General features: G+C 63.2%; 22 protein-coding genes and 4 pseudogenes. 16 read left to right on the top strand and 10 right to left on the bottom strand.

Annotated elements, in window-relative coordinates; all coding sequences use genetic code 11:
* Positions 1 to 33: 33 nt before the first annotated feature.
* Positions 34 to 918: an amidohydrolase family protein gene (locus ABIF91_RS11205; RefSeq protein ID WP_028180449.1), complete on the bottom strand. Its 885-nt coding sequence runs from the start codon at positions 916 to 918 to the stop codon at positions 34 to 36.
* A 304-nt stretch (positions 919 to 1,222) separates the two neighbouring features.
* On the opposite strand from ABIF91_RS11205, the gene ykgO reads away from it, so the two are divergent.
* Positions 1,223 to 1,348, top strand: coding sequence for a type B 50S ribosomal protein L36 (gene ykgO / locus ABIF91_RS11200; protein WP_006611362.1), 126 nt, complete (start codon positions 1,223 to 1,225; stop codon positions 1,346 to 1,348).
* A gap of 121 nt (positions 1,349 to 1,469) precedes the next feature.
* On the top strand, positions 1,470 to 2,102 hold the full coding sequence (locus ABIF91_RS11195; protein ID WP_028180448.1) for a tetratricopeptide repeat protein: 633 nt from the start codon (positions 1,470 to 1,472) through the stop codon (positions 2,100 to 2,102).
* A 166-nt stretch (positions 2,103 to 2,268) separates the two neighbouring features.
* On the opposite strand, the gene ABIF91_RS11190 is transcribed toward ABIF91_RS11195, so the two are convergent.
* On the bottom strand, positions 2,269 to 3,612 hold the full coding sequence (locus ABIF91_RS11190) for an IS1380-like element ISBdi2 family transposase (RefSeq protein WP_208086440.1): 1,344 nt from the start codon (positions 3,610 to 3,612) through the stop codon (positions 2,269 to 2,271).
* A gap of 642 nt (positions 3,613 to 4,254) precedes the next feature.
* Here ABIF91_RS11190 and ABIF91_RS11185 point away from each other — a divergent pair.
* Complete coding sequence (locus tag ABIF91_RS11185) at positions 4,255 to 4,515, top strand: hypothetical protein (protein ID WP_028180447.1); 261 nt, start codon at positions 4,255 to 4,257, stop codon at positions 4,513 to 4,515.
* A gap of 12 nt (positions 4,516 to 4,527) precedes the next feature.
* On the opposite strand, the gene ABIF91_RS11180 is transcribed toward ABIF91_RS11185, so the two are convergent.
* The gene (locus ABIF91_RS11180; protein ID WP_028180446.1) at positions 4,528 to 4,710 is read right to left on the bottom strand and encodes a hypothetical protein; all 183 of its coding nucleotides are present in this window, start codon (positions 4,708 to 4,710) and stop codon (positions 4,528 to 4,530) included.
* A 453-nt stretch (positions 4,711 to 5,163) separates the two neighbouring features.
* Between ABIF91_RS11180 and ABIF91_RS11175 the strand changes: the two genes are divergently transcribed.
* The 3 genes from ABIF91_RS11175 (at position 5,164) to ABIF91_RS11165 (ending at position 6,279) form a co-directional block, all read left to right on the top strand.
* Positions 5,164 to 5,562 (top strand): transposase, encoded by a 399-nt coding sequence (locus ABIF91_RS11175; RefSeq protein ID WP_026192391.1) that lies wholly within the window; start codon positions 5,164 to 5,166, stop codon positions 5,560 to 5,562.
* Positions 5,559 to 5,849 carry an IS66 family insertion sequence element accessory protein TnpB gene (gene tnpB / locus ABIF91_RS11170; RefSeq protein WP_060909206.1) on the top strand — a complete coding sequence of 97 codons (291 nt, stop codon included), beginning with the start codon at positions 5,559 to 5,561 and terminating at the stop codon, positions 5,847 to 5,849. Before ABIF91_RS11175 ends, tnpB begins: the two co-directional genes overlap by 4 nt.
* A 106-nt stretch (positions 5,850 to 5,955) precedes the next feature.
* Positions 5,956 to 6,279 (top strand): transposase domain-containing protein, encoded by a 324-nt coding sequence (locus ABIF91_RS11165; RefSeq protein WP_424579152.1) that lies wholly within the window; start codon positions 5,956 to 5,958, stop codon positions 6,277 to 6,279.
* 35 nt (positions 6,280 to 6,314) lie between these two features.
* On the opposite strand, the gene ABIF91_RS11160 is transcribed toward ABIF91_RS11165, so the two are convergent.
* The gene (locus tag ABIF91_RS11160; protein WP_038960272.1) at positions 6,315 to 7,541 is read right to left on the bottom strand and encodes an IS256 family transposase; all 1,227 of its coding nucleotides are present in this window, start codon (positions 7,539 to 7,541) and stop codon (positions 6,315 to 6,317) included.
* Between the two features lie 64 nt (positions 7,542 to 7,605).
* Here ABIF91_RS11160 and tnpC point away from each other — a divergent pair.
* Together tnpC and ABIF91_RS11150 are read left to right on the top strand one after the other, a co-directional pair.
* Positions 7,606 to 8,953: pseudogene (tnpC, locus tag ABIF91_RS11155) on the top strand (IS66 family transposase); the annotation flags it as partial.
* Positions 8,954 to 9,066: 113 nt separating this feature from the next.
* Positions 9,067 to 9,997 (top strand): annotated as a pseudogene (locus tag ABIF91_RS11150) (alpha/beta fold hydrolase).
* A 73-nt stretch (positions 9,998 to 10,070) separates the two neighbouring features.
* Here the strand turns inward: ABIF91_RS11150 and cycA are convergent.
* Positions 10,071 to 10,466, bottom strand: a complete 396-nt coding sequence (gene cycA / locus ABIF91_RS11145) for a cytochrome c-550 CycA (protein ID WP_028182288.1) — start codon at positions 10,464 to 10,466, stop codon at positions 10,071 to 10,073.
* A gap of 261 nt (positions 10,467 to 10,727) precedes the next feature.
* Between cycA and ABIF91_RS11140 the strand changes: the two genes are divergently transcribed.
* Together ABIF91_RS11140 and ABIF91_RS11135 are read left to right on the top strand one after the other, a co-directional pair.
* Entirely contained in the window at positions 10,728 to 12,221 is a 1,494-nt protein-coding gene (locus tag ABIF91_RS11140; protein WP_035673981.1) for an FAD-linked oxidase C-terminal domain-containing protein, read from the top strand.
* Positions 12,222 to 12,677: 456 nt separating this feature from the next.
* Complete coding sequence (locus ABIF91_RS11135; protein WP_208086440.1) at positions 12,678 to 14,021, top strand: IS1380-like element ISBdi2 family transposase; 1,344 nt, start codon at positions 12,678 to 12,680, stop codon at positions 14,019 to 14,021.
* A gap of 414 nt (positions 14,022 to 14,435) precedes the next feature.
* On the opposite strand, the gene ABIF91_RS11130 is transcribed toward ABIF91_RS11135, so the two are convergent.
* Entirely contained in the window at positions 14,436 to 14,771 is a 336-nt protein-coding gene (locus ABIF91_RS11130; RefSeq protein ID WP_028181866.1) for a putative quinol monooxygenase, read from the bottom strand.
* Positions 14,772 to 14,928: 157 nt separating this feature from the next.
* Here ABIF91_RS11130 and ABIF91_RS11125 point away from each other — a divergent pair, with 157 nt between their 5' ends.
* From ABIF91_RS11125 to ABIF91_RS11110, 4 genes are all read left to right on the top strand, one after another.
* Complete coding sequence (locus ABIF91_RS11125; RefSeq protein WP_028181867.1) at positions 14,929 to 16,167, top strand: FAD-binding protein; 1,239 nt, start codon at positions 14,929 to 14,931, stop codon at positions 16,165 to 16,167.
* Complete coding sequence (glcF, locus tag ABIF91_RS11120; protein ID WP_028181868.1) at positions 16,164 to 17,486, top strand: glycolate oxidase subunit GlcF; 1,323 nt, start codon at positions 16,164 to 16,166, stop codon at positions 17,484 to 17,486. The genes ABIF91_RS11125 and glcF overlap by 4 nt, the downstream gene beginning before the upstream one ends.
* Before the next feature lie 86 nt (positions 17,487 to 17,572).
* Positions 17,573 to 17,947 (top strand): hypothetical protein, encoded by a 375-nt coding sequence (locus ABIF91_RS11115; protein ID WP_051394020.1) that lies wholly within the window; start codon positions 17,573 to 17,575, stop codon positions 17,945 to 17,947.
* Positions 17,948 to 18,349: 402 nt separating this feature from the next.
* Positions 18,350 to 19,381 (top strand): TorF family putative porin, encoded by a 1,032-nt coding sequence (locus ABIF91_RS11110; protein ID WP_028181869.1) that lies wholly within the window; start codon positions 18,350 to 18,352, stop codon positions 19,379 to 19,381.
* Between the two features lie 376 nt (positions 19,382 to 19,757).
* On the opposite strand, the gene ABIF91_RS11105 is transcribed toward ABIF91_RS11110, so the two are convergent.
* Positions 19,758 to 21,515, bottom strand: coding sequence for an ABC transporter ATP-binding protein/permease (locus tag ABIF91_RS11105; RefSeq protein ID WP_028181870.1), 1,758 nt, complete (start codon positions 21,513 to 21,515; stop codon positions 19,758 to 19,760).
* Between the two features lie 246 nt (positions 21,516 to 21,761).
* Positions 21,762 to 22,445: pseudogene (gene istB / locus ABIF91_RS11100) on the bottom strand (IS21-like element IS1631 family helper ATPase IstB); the annotation flags it as partial.
* 169 nt (positions 22,446 to 22,614) lie between these two features.
* Here istB (ABIF91_RS11100) and istA (ABIF91_RS11095) point away from each other — a divergent pair.
* Complete coding sequence (gene istA / locus ABIF91_RS11095) at positions 22,615 to 24,156, top strand: IS21-like element ISFK1 family transposase (protein WP_424578820.1); 1,542 nt, start codon at positions 22,615 to 22,617, stop codon at positions 24,154 to 24,156.
* Between the two features lie 18 nt (positions 24,157 to 24,174).
* Positions 24,175 to 24,936 (top strand): IS21-like element ISFK1 family helper ATPase IstB, encoded by a 762-nt coding sequence (gene istB / locus ABIF91_RS11090; RefSeq protein ID WP_011090937.1) that lies wholly within the window; start codon positions 24,175 to 24,177, stop codon positions 24,934 to 24,936.
* A 90-nt stretch (positions 24,937 to 25,026) separates the two neighbouring features.
* Here istB (ABIF91_RS11090) and ABIF91_RS11085 read toward each other — a convergent pair.
* Both ABIF91_RS11085 and istA (ABIF91_RS11080) read right to left on the bottom strand, forming a co-directional pair.
* Positions 25,027 to 25,128 (bottom strand): annotated as a pseudogene (locus tag ABIF91_RS11085) (ATP-binding protein); the annotation flags it as partial.
* A gap of 4 nt (positions 25,129 to 25,132) precedes the next feature.
* Positions 25,133 to 26,890 (bottom strand): IS21-like element IS1631 family transposase, encoded by a 1,758-nt coding sequence (gene istA / locus ABIF91_RS11080; protein WP_100214066.1) that lies wholly within the window; start codon positions 26,888 to 26,890, stop codon positions 25,133 to 25,135.
* Positions 26,891 to 26,908 lie beyond the last annotated feature (18 nt).

Below are 26,908 nucleotides of genomic sequence, written 5' to 3'. Positions count from 1 at the left end.
GTCCGAGTTCGATCCGACGTCAGCCCATCGCGCCTAGATCCCCAGCAGCTTCCGCGCGTTCGCCTTCAGCACCTTCGGCCGGATCTCGTCGCGGATGTCGATCTTGGCGAAGTCGGACAGCCAGCGGTCCGGCGTGATCACCGGCCAGTCCGAGCCGAACAGCATCTTGTCCTGCAGAATCGAGTTGATGTAGCGCACCAGGATCGGCGGGAAATATTTCGGCGACCAGCCCGAGAGGTCGATATAGACGTTCGGCTTGTGGGTCGCGACCGACAGCGCCTCTTCCTGCCAGGGGAAGGAGGGATGGGCGAGGATGATCTTGAGGTCGGGGAAATCGGCCGCGACGTCGTCCATGTACATCGGGTTGGAATATTTCAGCCGCATGCCCATGCCGCCGGGCATGCCGGAGCCGACGCCGGTCTGGCCGGTGTGGAACAGCGCGATCGCGCCGCCATTGTTGATCTCTTCATAAAGCGGATAGGCCATGCGGTCGTTGGCGTAGAAGCCCTGCATGGTCGGGTGGAATTTGAAGCCGCGCACGCCGTATTCCTCGATCAGCTTGCGCGCCTCGCGGGCCCCGAGCTTGCCCTTGTGCGGGTCGATCGAGACGAAGGGGATGAGGACATCGAGATGCTCGGAGGCAACCTCCAGCATCTCGTAATTGTTGTAGCGGCGGAAGCCGGTCTCGCGCTCGGCATCGACAGGGAAGATCACCGCGGCGATGTTCTTGGAGCGGTAGTAGGCCGCTGTCTCCGGCACGGTCGGCGGGTGCTTGTTCGGCGACTTGAAGTACTCGGCCATCTGCGCCTGGAAATCGTCATAGCCATCGTCGGGATGGCAGCCGCAAGGCTCCTCGGCATGAGTGTGGATGTCGATGGCGACGACATCGTCGATGTTCGGCAGCTTCAGCTTCGGCATTGGTTTCCTCCCGACCGGTTGCAAATTGATTATATGATATAACGAATTTGGCAAGGCATTGCGGCAGGTTATCGGTCGGGTAGATCGGGCCGATCCGGCCGCTTCTACTGTGCATGGGGTTGTTTTCGCGAATTTGCTGGCCCGGACCGGGGCGGTTAACATTGACATCACCGCCCGCCATGCCTTAAGAACCGCCCCGTCCCGGGCGGTCGGTCCGCCAGCGGGAAAAATCTCATTTTGCCACATTCGCGCGTGCCGAAACGGTAGTGCCGAACACGGCCTTTCGAACGTTCAGGATTCTGCCATGAAGGTCCGTAACTCGCTGAAATCGCTGCGCGGTCGCCATCGCGCCAATCGCCTGGTCCGCCGCAAGGGCCGGGTTTATGTGATCAACAAGGTGCAGCGCCGCTTCAAGGCGCGGCAAGGCTGATATCAGCACCGCTGATCTCGCCCGGCCGGACGCCATCGCGCGCCCCGCAAGACCACGGCTCACACGAGTTTGACGCCGCCTTTGCTTTGCAAGGGCGGCTTTGCGCGTTTAGACTTTCATCATGGCAATCAGATTCCCCTTTGCGCGCACCATTGGTCTCGCCCTTGTGCTGGGAACCGCCGGGCTGGCTCCCGCCCTGGCGCAGCAGGTCGAGCCGCCCGGCAAGCAGAAGAAGCTGCCCGAAGCGCCGGCCAAGCTGCCCAAGGTCGATCGCGGCAAGAATCTCGATTTCCTGTTCGGCGCGCTGAAGGCCGCTCCCGATGAGGCCAGCGCCAAGCATGTCGAGGCGCGGATCTGGGCGATCTGGCTCCAGACCCCGAGCGACACCGCGGCGCTTCTGATGTCACGCGCCAAGACCGCGGTCGATGCGAAGAAGATCGATGTCGCGATCAAGCTGCTGGATTCGGTCATCAAGCTCAGGCCCGATTACATCGAGGCCTGGAATCGGCGGGCGACGCTCTATTACATGCAGAACGACTATGGCCGCTCTCTCGCGGATATCCAGCAAGTGCTGGTCCGGGAGCCGCGCCATTTCGGCGCGCTCGCCGGCCTCGGCATGATCATGCAGGAGGTCGGCGACGAGAAGCGCGCGCTGGACGCTTACCGCAAGGCGCTCGCCGTCAATCCACACCTCGAAAAGATCCCCGATCAGGTCAAGGCGCTGACCGAGAAGGTCGAAGGTCGCGACATCTAGCCCGTCCTATTCGTGAGAGTGCGGCTTTTGGGCCCGATTGATGCGGCCGCACATCTTGTCTGACGAGGCGCACAGGATTGCCTTCGGCTTTTCGCCGCCTGACGACCGGTACTTTGCAACGCGCTTGAGGGATGGGTTGGGCGAACGGGGGCGGACGCCCCGCCGGTCAAGGACCGAGCGGCAGCAGCGCGCCGGGCAAGCCGCAGATCAGGTCGGCTTCGGGACATGCCGCGGCAAACGCAAGGCGAATGCGGCTCGTGGTCTCGACGACACGGGCGGCGATTTTCAAGAGCCGAAGACGCAGCGTCGCGAACTCGGCAGCGGCCAATTCCCGGGCTTTGGGAATGGCGTCGCGCACGGTCAGCATCAGCCAATAAGCGGCCGTATGGAGCACGAGACGGACCTGGTTGGCGAGCGCCGAACGGCAGCTGGTGCGATCGGAGGCGAGCTGCGTCTTATGCAGCTTGATCAGATTCTCGGCTTGGCCGCGCGCGCAATACAGGCTGTCGTAGATCCACTCGGCCGAGCCGACATCGAGGCTGGTGACGACGAAGCGGATGTCGAGGCCGAGCATCGTCGCCTCAATACGGGCGACAGTGCGCCGTTCGCGATCCCAGGACTTTGCCTTGTGGCGCGTCTCGGTATAGCCACGCAGAACCGGCAGGTTCTCGATGGCGCGTCGCGTGCGGATGTCGTCGGCGACCTCGTCGACTTTTCTGGCGAGAGGCTTGGTGCCGGACAGACCGAAGATGTAGTCGATGCCGTTGGTCTCGCACCACGCCATTGCCTCCGGCCGGGCATAGTGCCCGTCGCCACGGAACGTAATTTGCGTGTTGTGCCATCGCGTCCGGATATGCCGTACCAGGCGGCGCAGATGGGCACGCACCTCGACGCCGCCCGGCGTCTTGCCGGGCCGCAGCACGACGGCCACGGGCCGGCTCTTCTCCGTGTCGTAGACGTGGATCGGCAGGAAGCAGCGTTCGTCATAATGAGCGTTGAACAGCGAGAGCTGCTGATGGCCGTGGACGACGTCGCAGGTATCATCGATGTCGAGCGTGACGGATGCCGGCTCGCGCGGGTAGCTATCCATCCATGCGTCGACCAAAGTGTAGGTCAGCCGGATCACGTCGCGCAGGCGCGGAGCATTCTCCAGCCGCGACAGCGTCGGCTGGGAACACAAATCCCGGCCCGTGTCCGGTAGGCGACCGCAGGCCAGCTTGAATGCCGGATCGGACCTCAGATGATCGAGGTCGTCGGCGTCCTCGTAGCCGCAGCAGATCGCGAACATGCGAGCGCGGAACATATCGACCAGGCTGTGCACGACCCGCGTCGGATCGCGCCGATCCGGGAACACCCGGGCCAGATTGTTGGCCAAACCGAGACGCCGCTCGGCCATCGCCAGAAGCATCACGCCCCCGTTCGAGGTTAGGCGCCCACCATCGAAGGCAGCTGTGACTTTCTTGGCGTGAACGGCTGGAAACGAGAAGGGCGGAATCGTATCGTCGGTCATGGCGGGCGTGGCGTTCGCGGTTGGAGGTGATGGGGTTGGCTTCGCAACCGAATCCTACGCCGCATCAGCGCTTTACCCCTCAGGCGCACTCTTACGAATAAGACGGGTTAAGTTGAAGAAAGATTGAGTGACTCCCGATCATTTCTGTGCCGAAACGTGGAGTCGCGGTCGTGCCGCGTCCAAAGAAACCGGCGCGAGCGGCCTATTAGACGCGGTAGGTGCTCAGCCTCCGAAACGAGACTATCAAGCATGAAGAGATCGAGCGCGAGGCAGAGGTTTTATTTGTGTTGAATTCTTGCTTCTCGATAGTGGTCTGAAATCGTATCATCGGTCATGGCGGGCGTGGCGTTCGCGGTTGAAGGTGATGGGGTGGCTTCGCAACCGAATCCTACGCCGCATCAGCGCTTTACACCACGCTCGCCAGCCTCTCAGGCGCCCTCTCGCGAATAAGACGGGCTAGGCACGATCCGTAGACGGGGTGCAGCGGCTTTCCGACGAAGATCGTGCTCAAGAAATAGGGACAAGTTGATCAACTGCCGAGCGGTTGCGGCGTGTCCGGATTAACCACGATCCGAAGCGGGCCGTCGCGAGGGCTATTGCGCGACCTGCCGCAGGCCTACCTGCAGGACAGGGAGCACAGCCATGAAGCGTTTGGGAGTAGCAGCCATATTGCTGCTCGCGTCGGGGGCGGTGAGCTTCGCCGACGGATTGTTCTGGGTGGTCGGCAACCGCGCCACCGGAAAATGCAATATCGTGACCAGCAATCCCGTGATCATCGGCGATATCTGGTTCGGCGACGGTCCCTACAAATCCAGGGCCGATGCCAAGCTTGCCCGTTCGACGATCCGCGTCTGTCCTCCGGTCACGCCCGAGGAGGAGAAAGAGGAAGACGGTACGGACTAGCCTGCACTTCGCTCAATGCAGGACGCTGCTGCCGCGCTCGACGAGGCCGCGGTCGGCGGCTGCGGCGTAAGCCTTTGCAAGCTCGGTCTCGAGATGCTCGTTGATCAGGAGCAGAGCCCGCACGGCACCGCGCAAGTCACCATTGCAGCTCGCGACAATTTCGTCGATTGCAGTGTCGTTCGATCTGAAGCTCATTGAAAATTCTCCGGTCAAACCAGGACAAATCCTGCCGGTCTTTCCCGCATAGCCCGAGGTATGCGAGGAGGATCGGCACCTACCCGCGCCTAGATGGCGGAACCGACCATGGCGATTATATGGAAGCGGCGATGACGGCTGCATGAAGCTGGTCCGGGGCTTGCGTGCTCTGCTGGAATATCGTTGATTTTATTGAATTTTCTCGTTCTGCAATTATGCACATATCCACAGCCCCGGGATTTTCAGTGGAAGCGCGGAAAGCCGGCGGCGAAACTGCCGTGCGATCAGAGCCGTAACTGCCCAGTGCCCAGGATCTTCTCCATGATCGTGATGTCAGTCGTGACGGCGCTGGTTCGTAAGCGGAGCTTTTCTCCCATTTGATTGACTGGTTTCGCTTCGGCTTGCGCTCTGCGATCCTTGGCTTGTCAGAGAGCCGAGAGGAGACTGAAGGCGATGGAACAATCGGGGGAGGAAGCCGAAGCTGATGGCTTTGTGGGGAAGCTTACGCGCCGGACGCGTTCTGGAGGCCGGTTATGGTCTGCGGAGATCAAGGGGCGCGCTGTTTTCGAGAGCATGAAGCCCGACGCCCGGGTATGTGATGTCGCACGGCGTTATGGTGTGAAGGCCCAGCAGTTGACGACGTGGCGCAGATTGGCGCGTGCTGGCCGGCTCGCATTGGTCACGGACGACGCGGCGGATTTCGTGTCGATCGAGCTGAGCGATCCAGTGGCGTCAGGCAAGAGCGAGGGGCCCGTCGAGATTACGATTGGCAAGGTTTCGGTCCGCCTGGATGCGGACGTGTCGGCGGTGCGGATCGCGGAGATCGTGACTGCGATCGAGCGCGGCGCATGATCATTCCGGCGCAGGGACTGCGGATTGTGCTTGCTGTGCGTCCTGTTGACTTCCGGTGCGGGCACGACGCGCTGGCCGGTCTTGTGCAAAACACGCTTGGGCTCGATCCGCATTCGGGCCTGATCGTGGTTTTTCGTTCGAAGCGCGCCGACCGGCTGAAGATTTTGCTATGGGACGGCACGGGCCTCGTTTTGGTCTACAAGCGCCTTGGCCGCGATGGTCGTTTCGAGTGGCCGCAGATCAGCGACGGCGTCATGCATCTGACGCGCGTGCAGTTCGAAGGCTGAACTGGAAGCGAGTGGGCGAACGGATTGTCGCGACGCCAGCTGCGGCGAACTGACTCAGACCCGACAACCTGTTTCGCGCGGGGCTTTGGGATGATAGCTTGCGGATGTGCCGCCGTCCCCCATTGATCCCGCCCGTCTTGCAGCGTTGCCCGCCGATTTGCGCGCGCTCTTCCGCGCGCAGGAAGCGATGATTGAAGCCGAGCGTCGTCGCGCAGACGATGAATGCTCGGCGCGCCTTCATGTCGAGAGTGAACTGGCTGCGTCCAAAGAGAGCGTCGAACGCCTCGAACTGCTCGTGAAGGAGTACGAGCGCGCACGTTTCGGTAAACGCTCGGAGAAGTTCAATCCCGATCAGATGCAACTGGTTCTCGAGGACATCGAGATTGCCATCGGGGAGTGTCAGAAGTTTTGTGTAAGAGCGTCTCTGTGAGGGGTTTGCGGGGTCAGCGGACTGACCCCATGGGGTCAGTCCGCTGAGCCTGCAAAGCGCTCGCCGAACTGGATGGCAAACTGGCCCATTGCGGCCGTCCATGCAACCGGTCGTCGCCAATGGATGCCGGCATTTCTGATGGCGAGGTAAAGCAGCTTCATCGCCGCCTCGTCGTTGGGGAAGCTGCCGCGTGTTTTGATGATCTTGCGCAGCGAACGGTTCAGCGCCTCGACCGCGTTGGTGGTATAGATCATTTTGCGTATCTCCGGCGCGAAGGCGAAGAACGGAATGACGTGCTCCCACGCCCGGCGCCAGGCCGCCCCGATCGCGGGATAGCGCTTGCCCCACTCGGCTTCGAAGTCCTCGAGCCTGAGCAGAGCGGCGTCGGCATTCTCGGCATGATAGATCGCCTTGATCGAGGGAAGGATCGCCTTGCGATCCTTCCAGGACACGAAGGATAGGCTGTTGCGGATCAAATGCACGATGCAGGTCTGGACCATCGCCTTGGGAAAGACGCTGTTGATCGCCTCGGGAAAGCCCTTCAGACCGTCGACGACGGCGATCAGGATGTCGGCGACGCCGCGGTTCCTCAGATCGTTCATGACCTTGAGCCAGAATTTGGCGCCTTCGGTTTGCTCGATCCAAAGCCCGAGCACGTCTTTCTCGCCCGATGCAGTGATGCCCAGCACGACGTAGACTGCCTTGTTCTTGACCATCCCCTCATCGCGAATCTTGACCCTGAGCGCGTCGAAGAAGACCACCGGATAGATCGCTTCCAGCGGCCGGCTCTGCCATTCGCGGACCTCGTCGAGAATCGCGTCGGTGACCTTGCTGATCAGATCGGGGGACACCTCGGTGCCGTAGAGCTCGGCCAGATGGCCCTGGATCTCCCGTACCGTCATGCCCCGCCCGTAGAGACTGATGATCTTCTCGTCGAAGCCGTCGAAGCGGGTCTGGCCCTTCGCGACGATCACCGGTTCGAACGTGCCGGCGCGGTCGCGCGGCACCTCGATCTCGATCTCGCCGTCGTCCGTCAACAGCGCTTTGCTGCTTGTGCCGTTGCGGCTGTTGCCCGACCCGCGGCCCGCCGGGTCGCCCTTCTCATAGCCAAGGTGGTGGGTCAGCTCCGCACCCAGTGCGCGCTCCAGAAGCGCCTTCTTCAGTCGTCTGAAAAGCCCGTCTTCGCCGGCTAAGTCTTCTGGCTTGAGGCTGCCCCCGGCAAGAAGCTGGTCCAAAATCTCAGGTGAAAAATCCGTAGCCATGTGAGTCTCCTGTCAAAGGTAAACTCACAGAAACCATCTTACACCGAGTTACTGACACCCTCTTGCCATCGCCGAAGTCCAGGAACGCCAGGACGATCGTGCGCGCCGCGCCGGCACGGCGCCGTCCAGCCGCCGGACCAGGCGCGCTGCCCGTGCCTTTCCCGCGCACCTGCCGCGCATCGAGCAGGTGATCGAACCCGAGAACCTCGAGTGTCCCTGCGGCTGCGGCCGGATGGTCCAGATCGGCGAGGATCGCTCTCCGCCGTCTCGATGTCATGGCCGCCCAGTATCGTGTGATCGAGACGGTGCGACCGCGCTACGCCTGCGCAAAGGGCTGCACCGGTGTTGCTCAGGCGCCGGCGCCCGCCCATCTCGTGGAGGGTGGCATCCCCACCGAGGCGCTGCTGGCGCAGGTGGCGGTCGCCAAGTTCAGCGAGCACATGCCACTCTATCGTCAGTCGCAGGTTCTGGCTCGGCATGGCATCTTCATCGATCGCGCCGTTCTGGCAGACTGGATGGGAACGGTCGCCTTCCACCTCGCGCCGCTGGTCGAGCGCATGAGCGTCGTGATGAAGCAATCGGGCCGCTTGTTCATAGACGAGACCAGGGCGCCTGTGCTCGATCCGGGCCGGGGCCGAACGAAGACCGGCTATCTGTGGGCTGTCCTGCGCGACGATCGCGGCCACGGCGGCGCTGATCCACCAATCGTGGTCTACCACTACGCGCCAGGACGCGGTGGTGACCATGCTGAGCGCATCCTCGAGGGCTTCGACGGCATCCTTCAGGTCGACGGATACCAGGGCTATCATCGGCTCGCACGGCCCAAGCGCAAAGGCGGCGTGCCGCTGCGGCTGGCCGCATGTTGGTCCCACTCAAGGCGCAAGATCATCGCAGCGACTCCGAAAGCCGGCTCACCCATCGCCGAAGCCGTTCTCGCGCGCATCGCCGCACTCTATGCGATCGAGAAGGAGATCCGTGGCGCCGACGCCCCGGCTCGGCAAACGACCCGTAACGAGCGATCACGGCCGCTCGTCGCTGAACTCGAGAGGTTTCTGCGCGAGCAAGCCGCTCGCCTGTCGCCGGGCAGCGAGATGGGCAAGGCGATCGCCTATCTCCTGAACCATTGGGATGGCCTCACCTTGTTTCTCGACGATGGTTGCGTTGAGATGGACACCAATCCCGTCGAAAATCAAATCAGGCCGCTGACTCTGACGCGTAAAAATAGTTTATTTGCTGGTCACGACGAAGGTGGTCGTTCATGGGCGCGCATAGCTTCGCTCATCGCCACCTGCAAAATCAACAGCGTGGAGCCCTACGTCTGGATGAAAGCGACGCTCAAAGCGATCGCAACCGGTCACCCGCAGTCCCGGATCGACGAGCTCCTGCCCTGGTCGTTCGGCCGCACCTCGTAATTCTCCGTCGTTGCCGCCTCCATACCCCCCGCCAACGATTTGCAAACACGTTGATCAACAGACTGCAATCCCCACGCCAAACCTTTGCGAGTGGGACGCGAACGTCGCTTACGCTGGTTCTGCTGGCGCTGGTCACACAGGCGGGAATCGTCGCCGTGCAACGCGCCTTTCCCCCCTCAGGGCCGGATGGTCGAGGTCGACGGCGCGAGGCTTCACGTCGTCGATATCGGTCCCCGCGATTCGGGTCTTCCGATCGTGATGCTGCACGGCGCGAGCTCCAATCTCGAAGCGATGCGGCGGCCGCTCGGCGACATCCTCGCCGGGAACCGCCGCGTGATTCTGATCGATCGACCCGGCCATGGCTGGAGCACACGCGGGCGGCGGCAGGATTCGACGCCGCAAATCCAGGCGCGGATGATCGATGAGGCGCTTCATAAGCTCGGGATCGATCGCGCGGTCTTCGTGGTGCATTCCTGGAGCGGCGCCCTCGGCGCGCGGATCGCGCTCGATCATCCGCACCGCGTTGCCGGTCTCGTCATGCTTGCGCCCGTCACTCATCCCTGGCGCGGCGGTGTCGGGCGCTACAACGAGATCATCGCAATGCCCGTGATCGGCCCGCTGCTCGCCTACACGATCACGCTGCCGCTGGGCTATGTCCTCGCTGAATCCGGCGCGCGCAACGTCTTCCTGCCGCAAACCATGCCGGATGGCTTCGTCAAGGACTCCGCGACGCCGCTATTGCTGCGTCCACGCGAGTTCATCGCCAATGCCTATGATCTGGTGACGCTGAAAGAGTCGGTCGCCGCGCAAGTCGCACGCTATGGCGAGATAAAGGCGCCGGTCACGATCGTCGCCGGTGAGCCCGACAAGACGGTGAAAACCAGCATCCACGCGCGCCCGTTCGCCGCCGCGGTGCCCAATGCGAAGCTGATCGTGTTGCCCGACCTCGGCCACATGGTGCAGAACGCCGTGCCGGATCTCGTGAAGGCGGAGATCGAGACGATGATCGGCAGGATCGTTCCGGCGCAGGCGGCCGCCGATTAAGGCGCTCTTGAGCGAAGTGGATACAGTTCGCGTGAAGAAGACGCGTCAGCTCTAGCGGCCGCCCCTTGCGCGCCTACTGCTTGATCTTCCCGTCCTTGTCGTATTGGGCGAGGAAGGCCCAGAGATTGTTGATCTCGGTCTCGTTCTTGATGCCGGCGAACGCCATCTTGGTGCCGGGAATCTTGGCCTTGGGGTCCTTGATATATTCCTTGAACGTGGCTTCATCCCAGGTGATGCCGGAATTCTTGTTCGCGTCCGAGTAATTGTAGTCCGGCGCGGTTCCCGACTTGCGGCCGTTGAGGCCGTTGAGCTCGGGGCCGACCTTGTTCTTGGCGCCTTCGCCGATCGCGTGGCAGGCCAGGCATTTGTTGAACGACGTCTTGCCGGCCGCGACATCCTGCGCCATCGCGGCAGGTGCGGTGGCAATCACGGTGAGGATCGTCAGTGCGCCAAAAGTCAGTTTTGTCATCGGGTGCTCTTCGTCTCTTCCCTGGTGGGTCTGGTCAGTCTCTTGCCTGATCGACAATCGCCGGCCCGCCGCTTTTGGCAGGCCTGTTCGGCTTGGACAAGCCATCAAACCATGACAGGTTTCACGATTTCCTACTTGTCCCAGAGCGAACTCGCGGAACATCGTCGATCCGACTTTCGGATGGCCTATCCAAACAGGCGCGGACGTGATTGATTTGCCGCGACAAATTTCATCGTGGGCGATGAGCCGGAAGGATATGTCATGACCATCATGATGCCTGCGAGCGACCAGGCGGTGCTCGCACGCCGCGCGGAGATCATTGCTGCGTTGCGCGCAATCGTCCCCGGTGAGGGCGTGATCGACAGCGCAGCCGAGATGCGCGCGTATGAATCCGACGGGCTGACCGCCTACCGCCAGCCGCCGATGGTCGTGGTGCTGCCCGATACGACCGAGCAGGTCTCGCTCGTCCTGAAATATTGTGCTGCGCAAGGCATCAAGGTGGTGCCGCGCGGCTCCGGCACTTCGCTGTCCGGCGGCGCGCTGCCGCTCGAAGACGGCGTGCTGCTGGGGCTCGGCAAGTTCAAGCGCATTCGCGAGATCGATTTCGACAACCGCGTCGTCGTCACCGAGCCCGGCGTCACCAACCTTGCGATCAGCCAGGCGGTCGCGCATGCCGGCTTCTACTATGCGCCCGATCCGTCCTCGCAGATCGCCTGCTCGATCGGCGGCAATGTCGCCGAGAATTCGGGCGGGGTTCATTGCCTGAAATACGGCATGACCACCAACAACGTGCTCGGTTGCGAGATCGTGCTGATGAGCGGCGAGATATTGCGCATCGGCGGCAAGTCGGCGGAGAACGCGGGCTACGATCTGATGGGCGTCATCACCGGGTCGGAAGGCCTGCTCGGCGTCATCACCGAGATCACGGTGCGCATCCTGCAGAAGCCGGAGACGGCGCGCGCTCTGATGGTCGGCTTTGCAGAGGTCGAGGCGGCCGGCGAATGCGTGGCGCGCATCATCGGTGCCGGCATCATTCCGGGCGGCATGGAGATGATGGACAAGCCGGCGATCCACGCCGCCGAGGCCTTCGTCCATGCCGGCTATCCCCTCGACGTCGAGGCGCTTCTAATCATCGAGCTCGACGGTCCCAAGATCGAGGTCGACGAGCTGATCACGCGGGTCGAGACGATCGCCAATGCCTGCGGCTCGACCACGTGCCAGATCTCGACCTCGGAGGCCGAGCGCAACCTGTTCTGGGCCGGCCGCAAGGCCGCGTTTCCGGCGGTGGGCCGCATCTCGCCGGACTATCTCTGCATGGACGGCACGATCCCGCGCGGCGCGCTGCCGAAGGCGCTCGCCCGCATCCGCGAGCTCTCGGAAAAATACCAGCTCGGCTGCGCCAACGTGTTCCACGCCGGCGACGGCAACCTGCACCCCTTGATTCTCTACGATGCCAACAAGCCCGGCGAGATCGAGCGCGCCGAAGCGTTCGGCGCCGACATCCTGCGCGCCTGCGTCGAGTTCGGCGGCGTGCTCACCGGCGAGCACGGCGTCGGCATCGAGAAGCGCGACCTGATGCCGGAGATGTTCTCCGAGATCGACCTCAACCAGCAACAGCGGCTGAAATGCGCCTTCGATGCGCAGGGCCTGCTCAATCCCGGAAAGGTGTTTCCGACCCTGCACCGCTGCGCCGAGCTCGGCCGCATGCATGTCCATGCGGGCAAGCTGGCGTTTCCGGACATTCCGCGGTTCTAGCCCGTCTTATTCGCGAGAGGGCGCCTGAGAGGCTGGCGAGCGTGGTGTAAAGCGCTGATGCGGCGTAGGATTCGGTTGCGAAGCCACCCCATCACCTTCAACCGCGAACGCCACGCCCGCCATGACCGATGATACGATTTCAGACCACTATCGAGAAGCAAGAATTCAACACAAATAAAACCTCTGCCTCGCGCTCGATCTCTTCATGCTTGATAGTCTCGTTTCGGAGGCTGAGCACCTACCGCGTCTAATAGGCCGCTCGCGCCGGTTTCTTTGGACGCGGCACGACCGCGACTCCACGTTTCGGCACAGAAATGATCGGGAGTCACTCAATCTTTCTTCAACTTAACCCGTCTTATTCGTAAGAGTGCGCCTGAGGGGTAAAGCGCTGATGCGGCGTAGGATTCGGTTGCGAAGCCAACCCCATCACCTCCAACCGCGAACGCCACGCCCGCCATGACCGACGATACGATTCCGCCCTTCTCGTTTCCAGCCGTTCACGCCAAGAAAGTCACAGCTGCCTTCGATGGTGGGCGCCTAACCTCGAACGGGGGCGTGATGCTTCTGGCGATGGCCGAGCGGCGTCTCGGTTTGGCCAACAATCTGGCCCGGGTGTTCCCGGATCGGCGCGATCCGACGCGGGTCGTGCACAGCCTGGTCGATATGTTCCGCGCTCGCATGTTCGCGATCTGCTGCGGCTACGAGGACGCCGACGACCTCGATCATCTGAGGTCCGATCCGGCATTCAAACTGGCCTGCGGTCGCCTACCGGACACGGGCCGGGATTTGTGTTCCCAGCCGACGCTGTCGCGGCTGGAGAATGCTCCGCGCCTGCGCGACGTGATCCGGCTGACCTACACTTTGGTCGACGCATGGATGGATAGCTACCCGCGCGAGCCGGCATCCGTCACGCTCGACATCGATGATACCTGCGACGTCGTCCACGGCCATCAGCAGCTCTCGCTGTTCAACGCTCATTATGACGAACGCTGCTTCCTGCCGATCCACGTCTACGACACGGAGAAGAGCCGGCCCGTGGCCGTCGTGCTGCGGCCCGGCAAGACGCCGGGCGGCGTCGAGGTGCGTGCCCATCTGCGCCGCCTGGTACGGCATATCCGGACGCGATGGCACAACACGCAAATTACGTTCCGTGGCGACGGGCACTATGCCCGGCCGGAGGCAATGGCGTGGTGCGAGACCAACGGCATCGACTACATCTTCGGTCTGTCCGGCACCAAGCCTCTCGCCAGAAAAGTCGACGAGGTCGCCGACGACATCCGCACGCGACGCGCCATCGAGAACCTGCCGGTTCTGCGTGGCTATACCGAGACGCGCCACAAGGCAAAGTCCTGGGATCGCGAACGGCGCACTGTCGCCCGTATTGAGGCGACGATGCTCGGCCTCGACATCCGCTTCGTCGTCACCAGCCTCGATGTCGGCTCGGCCGAGTGGATCTACGACAGCCTGTATTGCGCGCGCGGCCAAGCCGAGAATCTGATCAAGCTGCATAAGACGCAGCTCGCCTCCGATCGCACCAGCTGCCGTTCGGCGCTCGCCAACCAGGTCCGTCTCGTGCTCCATACGGCCGCTTATTGGCTGATGCTGACCGTGCGCGACGCCATTCCCAAAGCCCGGGAATTGGCCGCTGCCGAGTTCGCGACGCTGCGTCTTCGGCTCTTGAAAATCGCCGCCCGTGTCGTCGAGACCACGAGCCGCATTCGCCTTGCGTTTGCCGCGGCATGTCCCGAAGCCGACCTGATCTGCGGCTTGCCCGGCGCGCTGCTGCCGCTCGGTCCTTGACCGGCGGGGCGTCCGCCCCCGTTCGCCCAACCCATCCCTCAAGCGCGTTGCAAAGTACCGGTCGTCAGGCGGCGAAAAGCCGAAGGCAATCCTGTGCGCCTCGTCAGACAAGATGTGCGGCCGCATCAATCGGGCCCAAAAGCCGCACTCTCACGAATAGGACGGGCTAGAAGTGCGCTGTGAAACGTGAGGTCGGCGATCGTTTCCCCTCTCCCCATGTGGCAGGGCAATCGCATAGGGCGTTCTTGAAAGACCTGAGCGCGCGCCTCGTCCTTCGAGACGACCGCTTCGCGGTCCCTCTCCATGAACCACCTCAGATGACGTCTGACAGGTGGTTCATGCTGAGGGCCCACCAAGGGCGGGCGTCTCGAAGGATGGCCGCAGGCGGAATCACTCGCATGTGCGATTGCGCGCTCACAGCAATCCGTATTGCGCCCGCTCCCGTCTCGCCAGGAGCGGCAGCGCCTGTCCCGCGATGTAGGTCTTGAAATGCGCGCTCTCCTGGTGCGCCTTGAAGGCGGCTTCGTCGCGGAACAGCTCGTAGAAAAGGAACTGCGCCGGATTGTCCTTGGCGCGGCTGATCAGGAACAGCTTGACGCCTGGCTCGCCCTGCGCCTGCGGGAGGAAGCCGCGCAGGATCTCGGCGACCCGATCGGCCTCCTCGGCCTTGGCTTCCCATTGCGCCACGACGAGAAGTCCGCCGCCGACGGCCTGATGGACGGCGCGTTGGTTCATTGCCTGTTCGTTCATGATGGAGCTCCTTTGCGACGAGATATCTCCAATCGGTAGCAAAGCTCGGGGCGGCAATGGTTCGATGACGATCGTAGTGCGGATGTCGCAGGGCGGCACTGCGCTTCGTCGCGCGTCGAATTGATTTCCTGCGCAAATTTCGCTACCGCCTGTTCCCGTGGATACGCTCAAGGTCAGAGACGCCAAAGACGTTGAACAGGTGGTGCGCGCGGCGATTGCCAATGAGCAGCCGCTCGAGATCATCGGTCATGGCAGCAAGCGCAGCATCGGCCACGCCATGGCCACCAACGCTGTGCTCGATCTCTCGGCGCTGAATGCCGTCACCTCCTACGAGCCGAACGAACTCATCATCACCCTCCAGGCCGGCGCGCCGGTGGGCGACGTGCTGTCCCTGATCGATGCCAAGAACCAGCAATTCGCCTTCGAGCCGATGGACACCGCGCCGCTGCTCGGCACGCCCCCGCGCGGCACCATCGGCGGCATGATCGCGGCCGGGCTCGCCGGACCGCGGCGGATCAGGGCCGGCGGGGCGCGCGACCATCTCCTGGGGGCGCACGCCGTCTCGGGCTTCGGCGACAGCTTCAAGACCGGCGGCAGGGTGGTGAAGAACGTCACCGGCTACGACCTCTGCAAGCTGCTCGCGGGGTCCTGGGGCACGCTGTCGGTGATGACGGAGGTCACGCTCAAGGTGATGCCCAAGCCCGAGGCTGAGCGGACGCTGCTGCTGCTCGGGCTGGATGATGCCGCCGCCAACAAGGCCATGACCGCGGCGCTCGGTTCGCCCTTCGACGTCTCCGGTGCCGCGCATCTGCCGAAATCGGAACTCCGGGCCAAGGTCGAGGGGCTTGGCGACATTGCCGGCCAAGGCCAGGCTCTGACCGTGCTGCGGCTCGAGGGCATCACGGCCTCCGCCGCCCACCGCGCGAACTCGCTGTGTGAATTGCTGGCGCCGTTCGGAGCTGCGACTCTGGTCGAGGACGCGGCCTCCGCGGCGCTGTGGGCCGCGATCCGCGATGTGCTGCCGTTTGCGGCCAGCGGCGCGCTCGGCGCCTGGCCGGTGTGGCGGATCGTCTGTCCGCCGGCCTCGGGCGCGGCACTCGGCACGCAATTGGCACGCGAGACGGGGGGCGATGTGATCTACGACTGGGGCGGCGGGCTGATCTGGGCGGCAGTGCCACCGAAGCCGGACGCGCATGCCCCGGCCGTGCGCGAGCGCACGAACGCGGTCGGTGGGCACGCCACGCTGATCCGGGCGGCCGAGGATGTCAGGCGCACGATCGACGTGTTCCAGCCGCAGGCGCCCGGGATCGCCGCCCTCAGCGAGCGGGTGCGTGCCAGCTTCGATCCAAAGGCCATTCTCAACCGCGGACGTCTAAGCCGGGGCGCTGCGTCATGAAGACCGAATTCTCGCTCGCGCAACTCGCCGACCCCGACATCGCGGAAGCCGACAAGATCCTGCGTGCCTGCGTCCATTGCGGCTTCTGCACCGCAACCTGTCCGACCTATGTGCTGCTCGGGGACGAACTCGATAGCCCGCGCGGCCGCATCTACCTGATCAAGGAGATGCTGGAGAAGGACCAGGCGCCGACGGCCGAAGTGGTCAAGCATATCGACCGCTGCCTGTCGTGCCTTGCCTGCATGACCACCTGCCCCTCGGGCGTGAACTACATGCACCTCGTCGACCAGGCGCGGGTCCGGATCGAGCAGCGCTATCAGCGGCCGCTGCCCGAGCGGCTGCTGCGTCAGGTGCTGGCCTTCGTCCTGCCGGACCCGCAGCGCTTCCGCATCAGCATGTGGCTGGCGCAGCTGGCCCGTCCGCTGAGCGTCCTGCTGCCGACGCCCCGGCCTTCGGCCACGCCCGGATTGGTCCAGCGCATCAAGGCGATGCTGGCGCTGGCCCCGAACCGATTGCCGCCGGCCGGGCCTGCCGCGGGCAGCGTATTCGCCGCGCTCGGCAAGAAGCGCGGACGCGTGGCGCTCCTCCAGGGCTGCGCCCAGCAGGTGCTGGCGCCGCGCATCAACCAGGCCGCCATCAGTCTCCTCACCCGCCATGGCATCGAGGTGGTCCTGGTCCGGGACGAGCAGTGCTGCGGCGCGCTGACCCATCACCTTGGCAACGACCGGGATGCGCTGGCGCGAGCTCGCGCCAACGTCGCGGCGTGGCGCAAGGAAGCGGCCGGCGAGGGGCTCGACGCCATCCTGGTGACGACCTCCGGCTGCGGCACGGTCATCAAGGACTATGGCTATCTCCTGCGCGAGGACTCCGCGTTCGCGGCCGATGCGGCGAAGGTATCGGCGCTCGCCAAGGACATCACCGAATACGTCGCCGGCCTCGAACTCGCGACGACTGCGAGACAGGACGACATCGTCGTCGCCTATCACTCCGCGTGTTCGTTGCAGCACGGGCAGAAAATCACGGGCCTTCCGAAAGAATTGCTTTCCAAGAATGGATTCGTGGTGAAAGATGTGCCCGAGAGTCATTTGTGTTGCGGTTCGGCGGGGACCTACAACATTCTCCAGCCCGAGCTTGCGGGCCGGTTGCGCGACCGCAAGGTCGCCAACATCGCAAGCGTCAAGCCGGACATGATTGCCGCGGGCAATATCGGCTGCATGGTGCAGATTGCCAGTGGCACGTCAGTTCCGGTCGTACACACGATTGAGCTTCTCGATTGGGCTACGGGCGGGTCGCGGCCGACATCGAATGCACAAGCTTGAGCTTTCAAGGGCTCGAGCTTTCGTCCGAAGGTGACGGCAGAACGACGCCCGATCGACCATTGTTCGGCGGCAACAGGAGGACCACGATGGCGAAAGCGAAGAAGAAGAAAAGCAAGAAGGCCAAGAAAGCGAAGAAGGCCGTAGCAGCGAGGAAGACCGCAAAGAAGGCAGCCAAGAAGTCCGCAAGAAAGTCTGCCAAGAAGACTGCAAAGAAAGCTGCGAAGAAGTCTGCCAAGAAGGCAGCCCCGAAGAAAGCCGCCAAGAAGGCTGCGGCGAAGTCGGCCAAGAAGGCCGCACCCAAGAAGCCCGCAAAGAAAGCGGCACCGAAGAAGGCGAAGGCAGCTCCTGCTCCGAAGCCGTCGGCACCAGTGGAAGCTCCGGCTCCCGAGCCTGCCTCCGAGACAAGCTGGGCGATGCCTTCGTCTTCTGCGGAACCCGCGCCGGCAGAGGGGCAGGGGTAAGCCGGGCCGCTCCTTGGCTGCTTGAAGCGATCTGCAATCAGGAAGGCCGCGGCGCCGGGCGCTGCGGCCTTTTTGCATCGTCGCAAGCTGATTCAGTCTCAGCCGTTTGCCGCGCCTGTCTGATTCGTGGCCTGGGCGTCACCCAGCCGAAGACCCCGGACTTACACGGGCCTCCCGTGCACTTTGGAATGAGAAAAATGTGATCGGGAAGCCACACAGGCCAACAACCTTTCGTGAATTGGTCAAAACGCCTAAAAAGTCGGCAGATGCCCGCGCTTTTTGCTTCACGGTTCCTATCCGCCAATCCAGATTGTCGCAGTGATGTAATTTGCAATCAGGTCGAGCACCCCGGGGGGCTTCCGGGATCCGACTGGGGTCTAAGAACTGGCGATGGGGATCGAAATGAAAAAAGCGGTTTTGTTGGCAACGGCGCTGGCAATGGTCACGGGCTCGGCTTTCGCGGCGGACTTGCGGGTGAAAGCGCTGAAGGCCCCGCCGCCCCCGGCCTTCGATCCGTGGGATGTCGCTTTCGGCGCCGGTATCACGAACGATTACATCTTCCGTGGTATTACCCAGTCGAACCACAACCCGTCGGTCACGGCCTATTTCGAGCCGCGCTACAACGTCAACAAGGACCTCCAGCTCTATATCGGTACGGCCGCTGCGAGCATCTCGTTCCCGAACCGCGCTGCGGCCGAAGTCGACATCTACGGCGGTATCCGCCCGACCTTCGGCATGTTCGCCTTCGACTTCGGTGTCTGGGGTTATCTCTATCCGGGCGGAAGCTGCTTCGGTTCGCAGGGCACCCTCGCGCAGGGCAATTGCGGTACCTCCCTGGATAACTCCCAGGACGCGATCGGCCTTCCGATCAACGGCAACTTCGCCAAGAAGGACGCGAGCTTCTTCGAAGCCTATGCCAAACTGAACGTCGCCATCAACGACCAGTGGACGGTCGGCTTCAACGAGTACTATTCGCCGAACTTCCTGAACCTCGGCGCCTGGGGCAACTACGCCTCGGTCACGGCCAAGTGGACTGCGCCGAGCACGACCTTCGGCGCCAGTGGCGTCGGCATGTATGTGTCGGGTGAGTTCGGCCGCCAGTGGCTCGGCACGTCCGACATCTTCTACGGCATCGCAGGCGATCCGGTCTACGCGAACGGTATCAAGGAGCCAAGCTACAACACTTGGAACGTCGGTGTCGGCTTCACCTACAAGGTGTTCACGCTCGATCTGCGCTACTATGATACCGATCTGTCGAAGGGCGACTGCAACGCCTTCACCAGTGACTTCTCCGCCACCAACTCGAGCCCCGGCTTCGTCACCCCGATCAATGGTGGTGCGAACGCAGCCACGGCTTTCGGCTCCAACTGGTGTAGCGCTGCTGGCGTCGCCAAGCTCTCTGTCGACCTGACGGCGATGACCAACCTGAAGTAAGTTTCTTTCCGAGACGACTGACGAGGGCGGCGGGGCAACCCGCCGCCCTTTCGCTTTGGGGCTGGTGAGAAGGATGCTCGACCGCTGGGCGAGAGTGCGAAGGGTGGGGCTGAAGACCGGCGCTGACGCCTCGCACTCCGTGATTGTGTTTGCAGTGTCGATTTATGGATGTGAACCGCGTCTCGTTCTCGTGCCCCGGACGCAGCGCAGCGCTTCCCCGGCGATGCGAAGCATCGTCCGGTTCAGCGGTGCGCTGCAGAGCCGGGGCCATCCTTCTGAAGTACGACACCTGGGTCCCGGCTGTGCGCCTCAACGCTGAAGGGCGTGTGGCTTGTCCGGGACACGAGAGGAGGCGGGCGCCGCGCCCCTTTGCGCCTCAACGCGCCGCGCTCGGCTCCGCTGCCGCCCGTTCGCCGCCGAGGACGTGAATCGCACCGTCCTTCACCAGCGCCACCTTGCGCGTGTGGAAGGCGTCGAGCGTCGAGCGGTGGCCGATCGAGACGATGGTGGCGTGCGGCAGCTTCTCCGTCAGCAGGCGGTAAAGCCGGGCCTCGGAGGGTTCGTCCAGCGACGCCGTGGCCTCGTCCAGGAACAGATAGTCCGGTACATGCAACAGCGCGCGCGCAAGCCCCAGTCGCTGCTGCTCGCCGAGCGAGAGCGTCCGATTCCAGTGGCCGTCCTCCTCCAGCCGCTCGGCAAGGTCGGGCAGCCCGACGGCGATCAGTGCATCGCGGACTTGCGCGGCGTCGAACGCGCCGGGGGCTGCCGGGTAGACAACGGCATCGCGCAACATGCCGACCGGAAAATAGGGTCGCTGTGGCAGCATCATCAGCTTTGCCTTCTCGGGGATGACAACCGTGCCGGTACCGAACGGCCAAATGCCGGCGATGGCCCGAAACAGCGTGGACTTGCCGGAGCCGGACGGTCCGGTCACCAACACGCGCTCCGACGTCTCGATGGTGAAGGCCTTGGCGGCAACCAGCGGCGTGCCGTTGGGCAGGTTCACGCAGAGCTGTTCGAGGTCGATATGGCGGCCGCCGCCGGCGACCTCCAGCGCAATGGCAGGCTCATGTGCCGGCAGGTTCGCGGCTGAATCGACGGACATCTCAAAGCCATCGAGGCGCGCAACGATCGAGCGCCACTCCGCCAGAGACCGGTAGGCCGTGACGAAGAACGACAGCGCGCCCTGCACGCTGGAGAAGGCGGATGCGGTCTGCATCATGTCGCCAAGCTGGATCTTCTTGGCGAAGAAGGCCGGCGCCACCAGCACGTAGGGAAAGATCACTGCGGCCTGCTGATAGCTGGCCGTGAACGCGGTGAGGCGTTTGGTCCGGCTCATGATGGCGTACCAGTTGGCGATCACGAAGCCGAAGCGATCGAGCAGGCGCGCCCGCTCGGCGCCTTCACCCCTGAGCAGCGCGATCTGCTCGGAATTTTCGCGGACGCGGACGAGGTTGAAGCGGAAGTCGGCCTCGTAGCGCTGCTGCTCGAAATTGAGGTTGACCAGCGGTGAGCCGATCCAGTGCGTCAGCGCGGTGCCGAAGATCGCGTAGATCAGCGCGCCCCAACACAGATAGCCGGGGATCATGAGGTCGGTGCCGAACAGGCGTAGCGGCGCGGCGTTGGAAAGGCCCCAAAGGATGATGACGAAAGAGAACAGCGTCACGATCGACGAGAGCAGGCCGAGTCCAATGCTCAGGGTCTGCTCGACGAAATTCTTGACGTCCTCGGTGATGCGCTGGTCCGGGTTGTCGGCCGCGTCGCCCTTGAGCTGCATGCGGTAATGCGTGGCGTTCTGAAGCCATTCGCCGAGATAATGCCGGGTGAGCCATTGCCGCCAGCGAATCTGGAGCCACTGGTTCAGGTAAAGCTTGTAGACAGCCAGCGCGATATAGGTGGACGCGAGCGCGACGAAGATCCAGATCTCCCTGACGAAGATGTCCCAGTCGCTGTTCTGGAGCGCGCTGTAGAACCGGTTCTGCCACTGGTTCACCAGCACGTCGATCGCGACCAGTGCCAGCTCCATCGCGACCACGGCGGCGAGCAGGCCGCGGCCGGCCCATTTGTCCTCGGATCGGAAATAAGGGACGGCGATTCGCCAGACGATCGCGAGCGTGGCGCTGATGTTCTTCACAGAGCAGGGTCTCCTCGGGAGATGTGCATAACGGCCCAGAGCCAAACACTTGAGGCGATGGCGGAAACGGGCGCGCTTAGACTAAAGTTGCAAGATCTGCAATTTGCGTTGGATTGTCGCAGCCCACAACCCTAGCATGGGGTTCGATGGCGCGGGGCAGGGTGGTTCGGCCCCCGCGGGTCACTTCAAATTCCTCCGGGTGTGGTCAGTCAAATTCCTCCACCCGCGAGGCAGGACAAGGGACTGTTAGTTTGAGTTTGTTTCCCGGGCAAGAGCTTCAGCGGCTTCTTTGAGCCGATAGCTGCGTCCGTCGAACTCAAGCAGATGGCAATGATGCATAAGGCGATCGAGGATCGTCGTGCTCATAGTGTTGTCCCCAAGGTATGCCCCCCAATCCTGCACGACGCGATTGGAGGTGACGATGACGCTGCGGCGCAGTTTGTAACGCTGATGGATCAGGGTCTGCAGCAAAGTGCCGGCGGCGTCGGGGATGGCGCGTGCGAGGAATAGATCGTCCAGCACGAGGAGATCGCAGTCGATGATGGTTCGCAGCCGGACCTCGCGTTGTGCCGGAGAGTTCAGGGCGTAGCGGTGGAAGAAGTCGTCGGTCTCAAGATACTGGACCTTGTGGCTTTGCAGGATCGCCTGATAGGCAATCGCCTTGGCGATGTGCGACTTCCCGGTGCCAGGTTTGCCAACAAGCAGAGCGTTCTCGCCAGCGGCAATGAACGCCAGGGTGTGGAGCTGGAAGCAGGTCTGACGTGGCAGTTTGGGATTGAAGGACCAGTCGAACTCGGCGAGCGTCAGCTTTTCGTCGAGCCCGGATTGCTGGTATCGCCGCTCGATAAGACGGGACTGACGACGGTCCAGTTCATCCTGCAGGATAAGGGAGAAGGTCTCGAGGAAGGGCTGGTTGGCGCCCTGCGTGCGCGTTTCGCGGGATCGTGAGCGCGGATTTCAGGGGATCGTGAGCAGAGATTTCAGACGATCGTGAGCAACGATTTCGCGGGATCGTGAGCAAGGCTTTCGGAGCCTTGCAGCGCTTCGGCCGACAACTCAACCGGCTTAGGGATGACCTCGTGGTTAACGAGGAAGTCCAATGCCTACCCAGAGATTGTCGATGCGCCGGATCAAGGAAGTCCTTCGGTTAAAACATTTTCAAGGCCTGCCAGAGCGGGCCATCGCGCGGAGCGTGGGCGTCAGCAACGGCGTTGTGCACAGCTACCTGAGCCGCGCCCGCTCTGCTGGGTTGAGCTGGCCGCTTCCGGAGGGAATGACCGATGAAGACCTGGAGCTTTTGCTTTTCCCGGCCCCACGACCAGCGTCTCAGAGCCCGCAGCGGCCGGTGCCCGACTGGAGCTACATCGATAAAGAGCTCCGCCGGCGCAACGTAACCCGTCGCCTGCTCTGGGAGGAGTATCGCGCCGTTAATCCCGACGGTTTCGGGTACACGTGGTTCTGCACTACCTACGAGGCCTGGAAGGGGCGGGTCCGACCTTCGATGCGGCAGATTCATCTGGGCGGCGAGAAGGTGTTCGTGGATTTCGCCGGCGACACCATCGACATCGTCGATCCCCTGACCGGGGAAGTGCAGCCGATGAAGCTGTTCGTCGCGGCGATGGGCGCTTCGAACTACACCTACGCCGAGGCCTGCCCCAGCGAGAGCTTGGCCGACTGGATCCGGGCCCACGTCAACTTGTTCACGTTTTTGAGCGGAACGCCGACGTTCGTGGTCTGCGACAACCTCAAAGCCGCCGTCAGCAACCCCGACCGCTACGATCCCGGCCTCAATCGCACTTATGCCGAGATGGCGAGCCATTACGGCACGGCCATTCTCGCCGCACGGCCGCGGCGCCCAAAAGACAAGGCGAAGGTCGAGGTCGCGGTGCAAATCGCCCAGCGCTGGATTCTGGCCCGGCTGCGCAATCAGCGCTTCTTTTCCCGGGCCGAGCTCAACGCCGCCATCAAGACACTCGTCGACGAACTCAATGCTCGTCAAATGCGTGGCTTCGGCTCAAGCCGCGCCGAACTGTTTGCCGAACTCGACAAACCCAAGCTAACCCCGCTGCCAGATCAGCCTTATGCCTTCGCACGCTGGAAGCGCTGCCGCCTCGCTCCCGATTATCATGTCGAGGTCGACGGCCATTGGTACTCCGCGCCGTATCGTCTGATTGGCGAGCTGGTCGATGCCCGTATCGACGATCGGACGGTCGAGATCTTCCACAAGGGCCAGCGGATCGCCAGCCATGCCCGCGCGCCCAACCGACGCGGACACACCACCATCGCCGACCACATGCCCAGCGCCCATCGCCGCTACGGCAAATGGACCCCCGCCGCGGTGATCGCCGCCGGCGAGCGGATCGGTCCTTCGACAGCAGCGTTTTTCCAGGCCGTGATCGACGCCCGCCCCCATCCAGAACAAGGCTTTCGAACCTGCCTTGGCATTCTGGCGCTCGTCAAAAGCTACGGCGCCGAACGCCTCGACGCAGCCTGCCAGAGGGGCATCCTCATCAAGGCGCGCTCCGTCGCCTCGATTAGATCGATCCTCCAGAACGGCCTCGATCGCACGTTCTTCGACGAATCTTTCGAGCACCAGCCCCTGCGCCACGGCAACATCCGCGGACGCGACTACTTCCACTGAAGCAAGGAGAGACCCGGCATGCTTAACCACCCAACCCACGAACGGCTGATCGAGCTTGGCCTGACCGGAATGGCCAAGGCCTTCGAGGAGCAGCGCCGATCGCCCGATCTCGAAGCCCTGCCGTTCGAAGATCGCATCGGCCTGTTGGTCGACCGCGAAGCCGCCGAACGCGACACCAGGCGGCTCACCACGCGCCTCAAGATCGCCGCACTGCGCCAGACTGCTTGCGTCGAGGACGTCGATCTGCGCACCCCGCGGGGCATCGACCGCGCCGTTTTCGCCAAACTCGTCGAAGGTCGCTGGATCGATCGCCACGAGAATTTGCTCGTCACCGGGGCAACCGGCCTGGGCAAAAGTTGGTTAGCCTGCGCGCTCGGCCACAAGGCCTGCCGCGACAACCGATCAGTCCTCTATCATCGCGTTCCAAGGCTGTTCGAGGCGCTCGCGCTCGCGCGCGGAGACGGACGCTACGCCCGGCTCCTCAAAAGCCTCGGCCGCGCTCAGCTTCTGATTTTGGATGATTGGGGACTATCGGTGCTCACCGCCGCGGAACGCCGCGATCTGCTCGAAATCCTCGAGGACCGCCATGGCCGCGCATCCACCATCGTCACAAGTCAGCTCCCCGTGGACACCTGGCATGGAGCCATTGGGGACCCCACGGTCGCCGACGCCATTCTCGATCGCCTCGTCCACAACGCCCACCGCCTCCAGCTCACCGGAGAAAGCATGCGAAAACGCAGCGCCAAAACCATCACCCTTGACGGCCAACCAGAACACTGACTCTATCTCCCATCGGCCGTAGCGGGCTGCTCACGATCGTCTGAATTCAGTGCTCACGATCGCGCGAAATCGATGCTCACGATCCGTGAAATCCGCACCCTGCGCCTGGAGCACGCGCGCCTGCAGCGTGTCGCGGACACCCGACAGGCGCAGCTGTCGTAGGCAACGCTCAATTTCCGGCATGGTCATCATGTGGCTAGGTCTCCAGTTTAAGGTGAGAAGGTGCAGCGGGAGCGCTCGTGGCGCCGGAGTTGGCCGGGGTTGCGCAGGCGACACGAGCGCGGATTGCCGTGGCGTGATCGTCGTGAGCCTCGGCCTGCCGACCATTGTCGTCGGCGTCGCGCCGCACAGCGCGGCTGAAGAGGTCGCCGTATTCCGCGGGGGTACGGATCAGCGGATGATCCTGGGTGAGCGGCGATGCCGGCTGTGGCGTCACTCCAACCTGCTCGATCGCCTGTTCGAACAACCGCTCGACGGTCGCACGCACGTGCTTGTAGCGGTAGATGCGGTTGTCGATGGCGTGCGCGCAGGCCTGCTCGACCAGCCGCGCCGGATACTTCCGGCCCAGCCCGACAATGCCCCACATCGCGCGCTGTCCGGGGCGCCCTTCGGTGTCGAACACCTGCTGGCACAAGGCCCTGGTCTGCGGTCCGATGCGCTCGGCGCTCGCCAGCAGCACGGCGGTTTGCCGCGACGGGTTGAACGGCCGTTCGCTGGTCGGCAGGACGACAGAACCGGGGTGCGCCATCCGGGAATGAACACGCAGCAGCGCACGGGTGTGGCGATCACGGATCTCGATCGTGGTGGTGTAGATGCGCACGACGACCTGGCTGCCGATCGGCGCGGGCCGCGCGGCGTAATAGCTGTTGTCGACGCGTACGGTGGTGTCGTCGCAGACAGTCCGGACGACTTCGGTGAAGATGCGGAAGGGAGCGACAGGCAGCGGCCGCAGGTGCGGCTTCTCTTCCTGGAACATCGCCTCGACCTGACGGCGCGTGCTGCCGTGGATGCGTTTGGAAGCCCAGTTCTCCTCCCAGTGCCTCAAGAACTCGTTTTGCGCCTCCAGCGTCTCGAAGCGCCGTCCGGCCAGCGCAGTGCCCTGGGTATGTTGAATCGCATTCTCGACGCATCCTTTCCGATTTGGATCGGCCACGCGCGCGGGATCGGCGACCACGGCGTAATGAGCCAGCATCGCGCTGTAAATCGGGTTGAGCTGGGGCTCGTACAAATCCGGCTTGAGGACGCCTTCCTTCAGGTTGTCGAGCACGACATAGCTGGGGACCCCGCCAAAATACCGGAACGCCTCTTCGTGGAGCTGCGCCCAGACTTGTTGGCTGGACTTCCAGACTACCCGCCGGAAGCTGCGCCGCGAGTAGCGTAGCGTCATCACGAACAGGCGGGGACGACGGTACCGCCCGCTCTTCGGATCAACCGTCGGCGCGCCCTCGCCATAGTCGACCTGAGCTTCCTCGCCGGGGAGGAACTCAAGACGATCAAACTGCTCAGGATCAGCGTGCCGCAACCGGCGCACAAACCGCTTGACACTCTGGTAGCTGGACGGAAAGCCAAATTGATCAACCAGGTCCTGGTAAATCGCCTGCGCGTTCCGCTTCAGCCGGACCTGTTCTTCGATCCACGTCCGATGCGCTTCGCAAGCCGAACGGGCCAGGCTGCTGGTGACCGTCGCTTCCGATGTCCCAAAAGCCGGTGGTCGGGGTGGAGGAATTTGGCCGTCCGCGCTCACCGAGCCGGTGGTCACTTCCCCGGGGGAATTTGCCTCCGCACCGGCCCGCAGCGCCTGATAACGCCGGATCGTCTTGCGATCGACACCCGTCAGCCGGTGAATCTCGCGCTGGCTGGTGTTGCGATCAAGTAATGTAAGTACGGTGCTTTGCAGATGTCGCTTCAAGACGTTCAACTCCCCGGCCCCTTGCTGGCTAAAGGGGTCGAACATAAACGTCCTGCCTGACCG

This window comes from Bradyrhizobium sp. USDA 241, assembly GCF_049739505.1.
GTDB classification, from domain to species: domain Bacteria; phylum Pseudomonadota; class Alphaproteobacteria; order Rhizobiales; family Xanthobacteraceae; genus Bradyrhizobium; species Bradyrhizobium liaoningense.
This window is presented reverse-complemented; position numbering and strand designations above follow the sequence as displayed.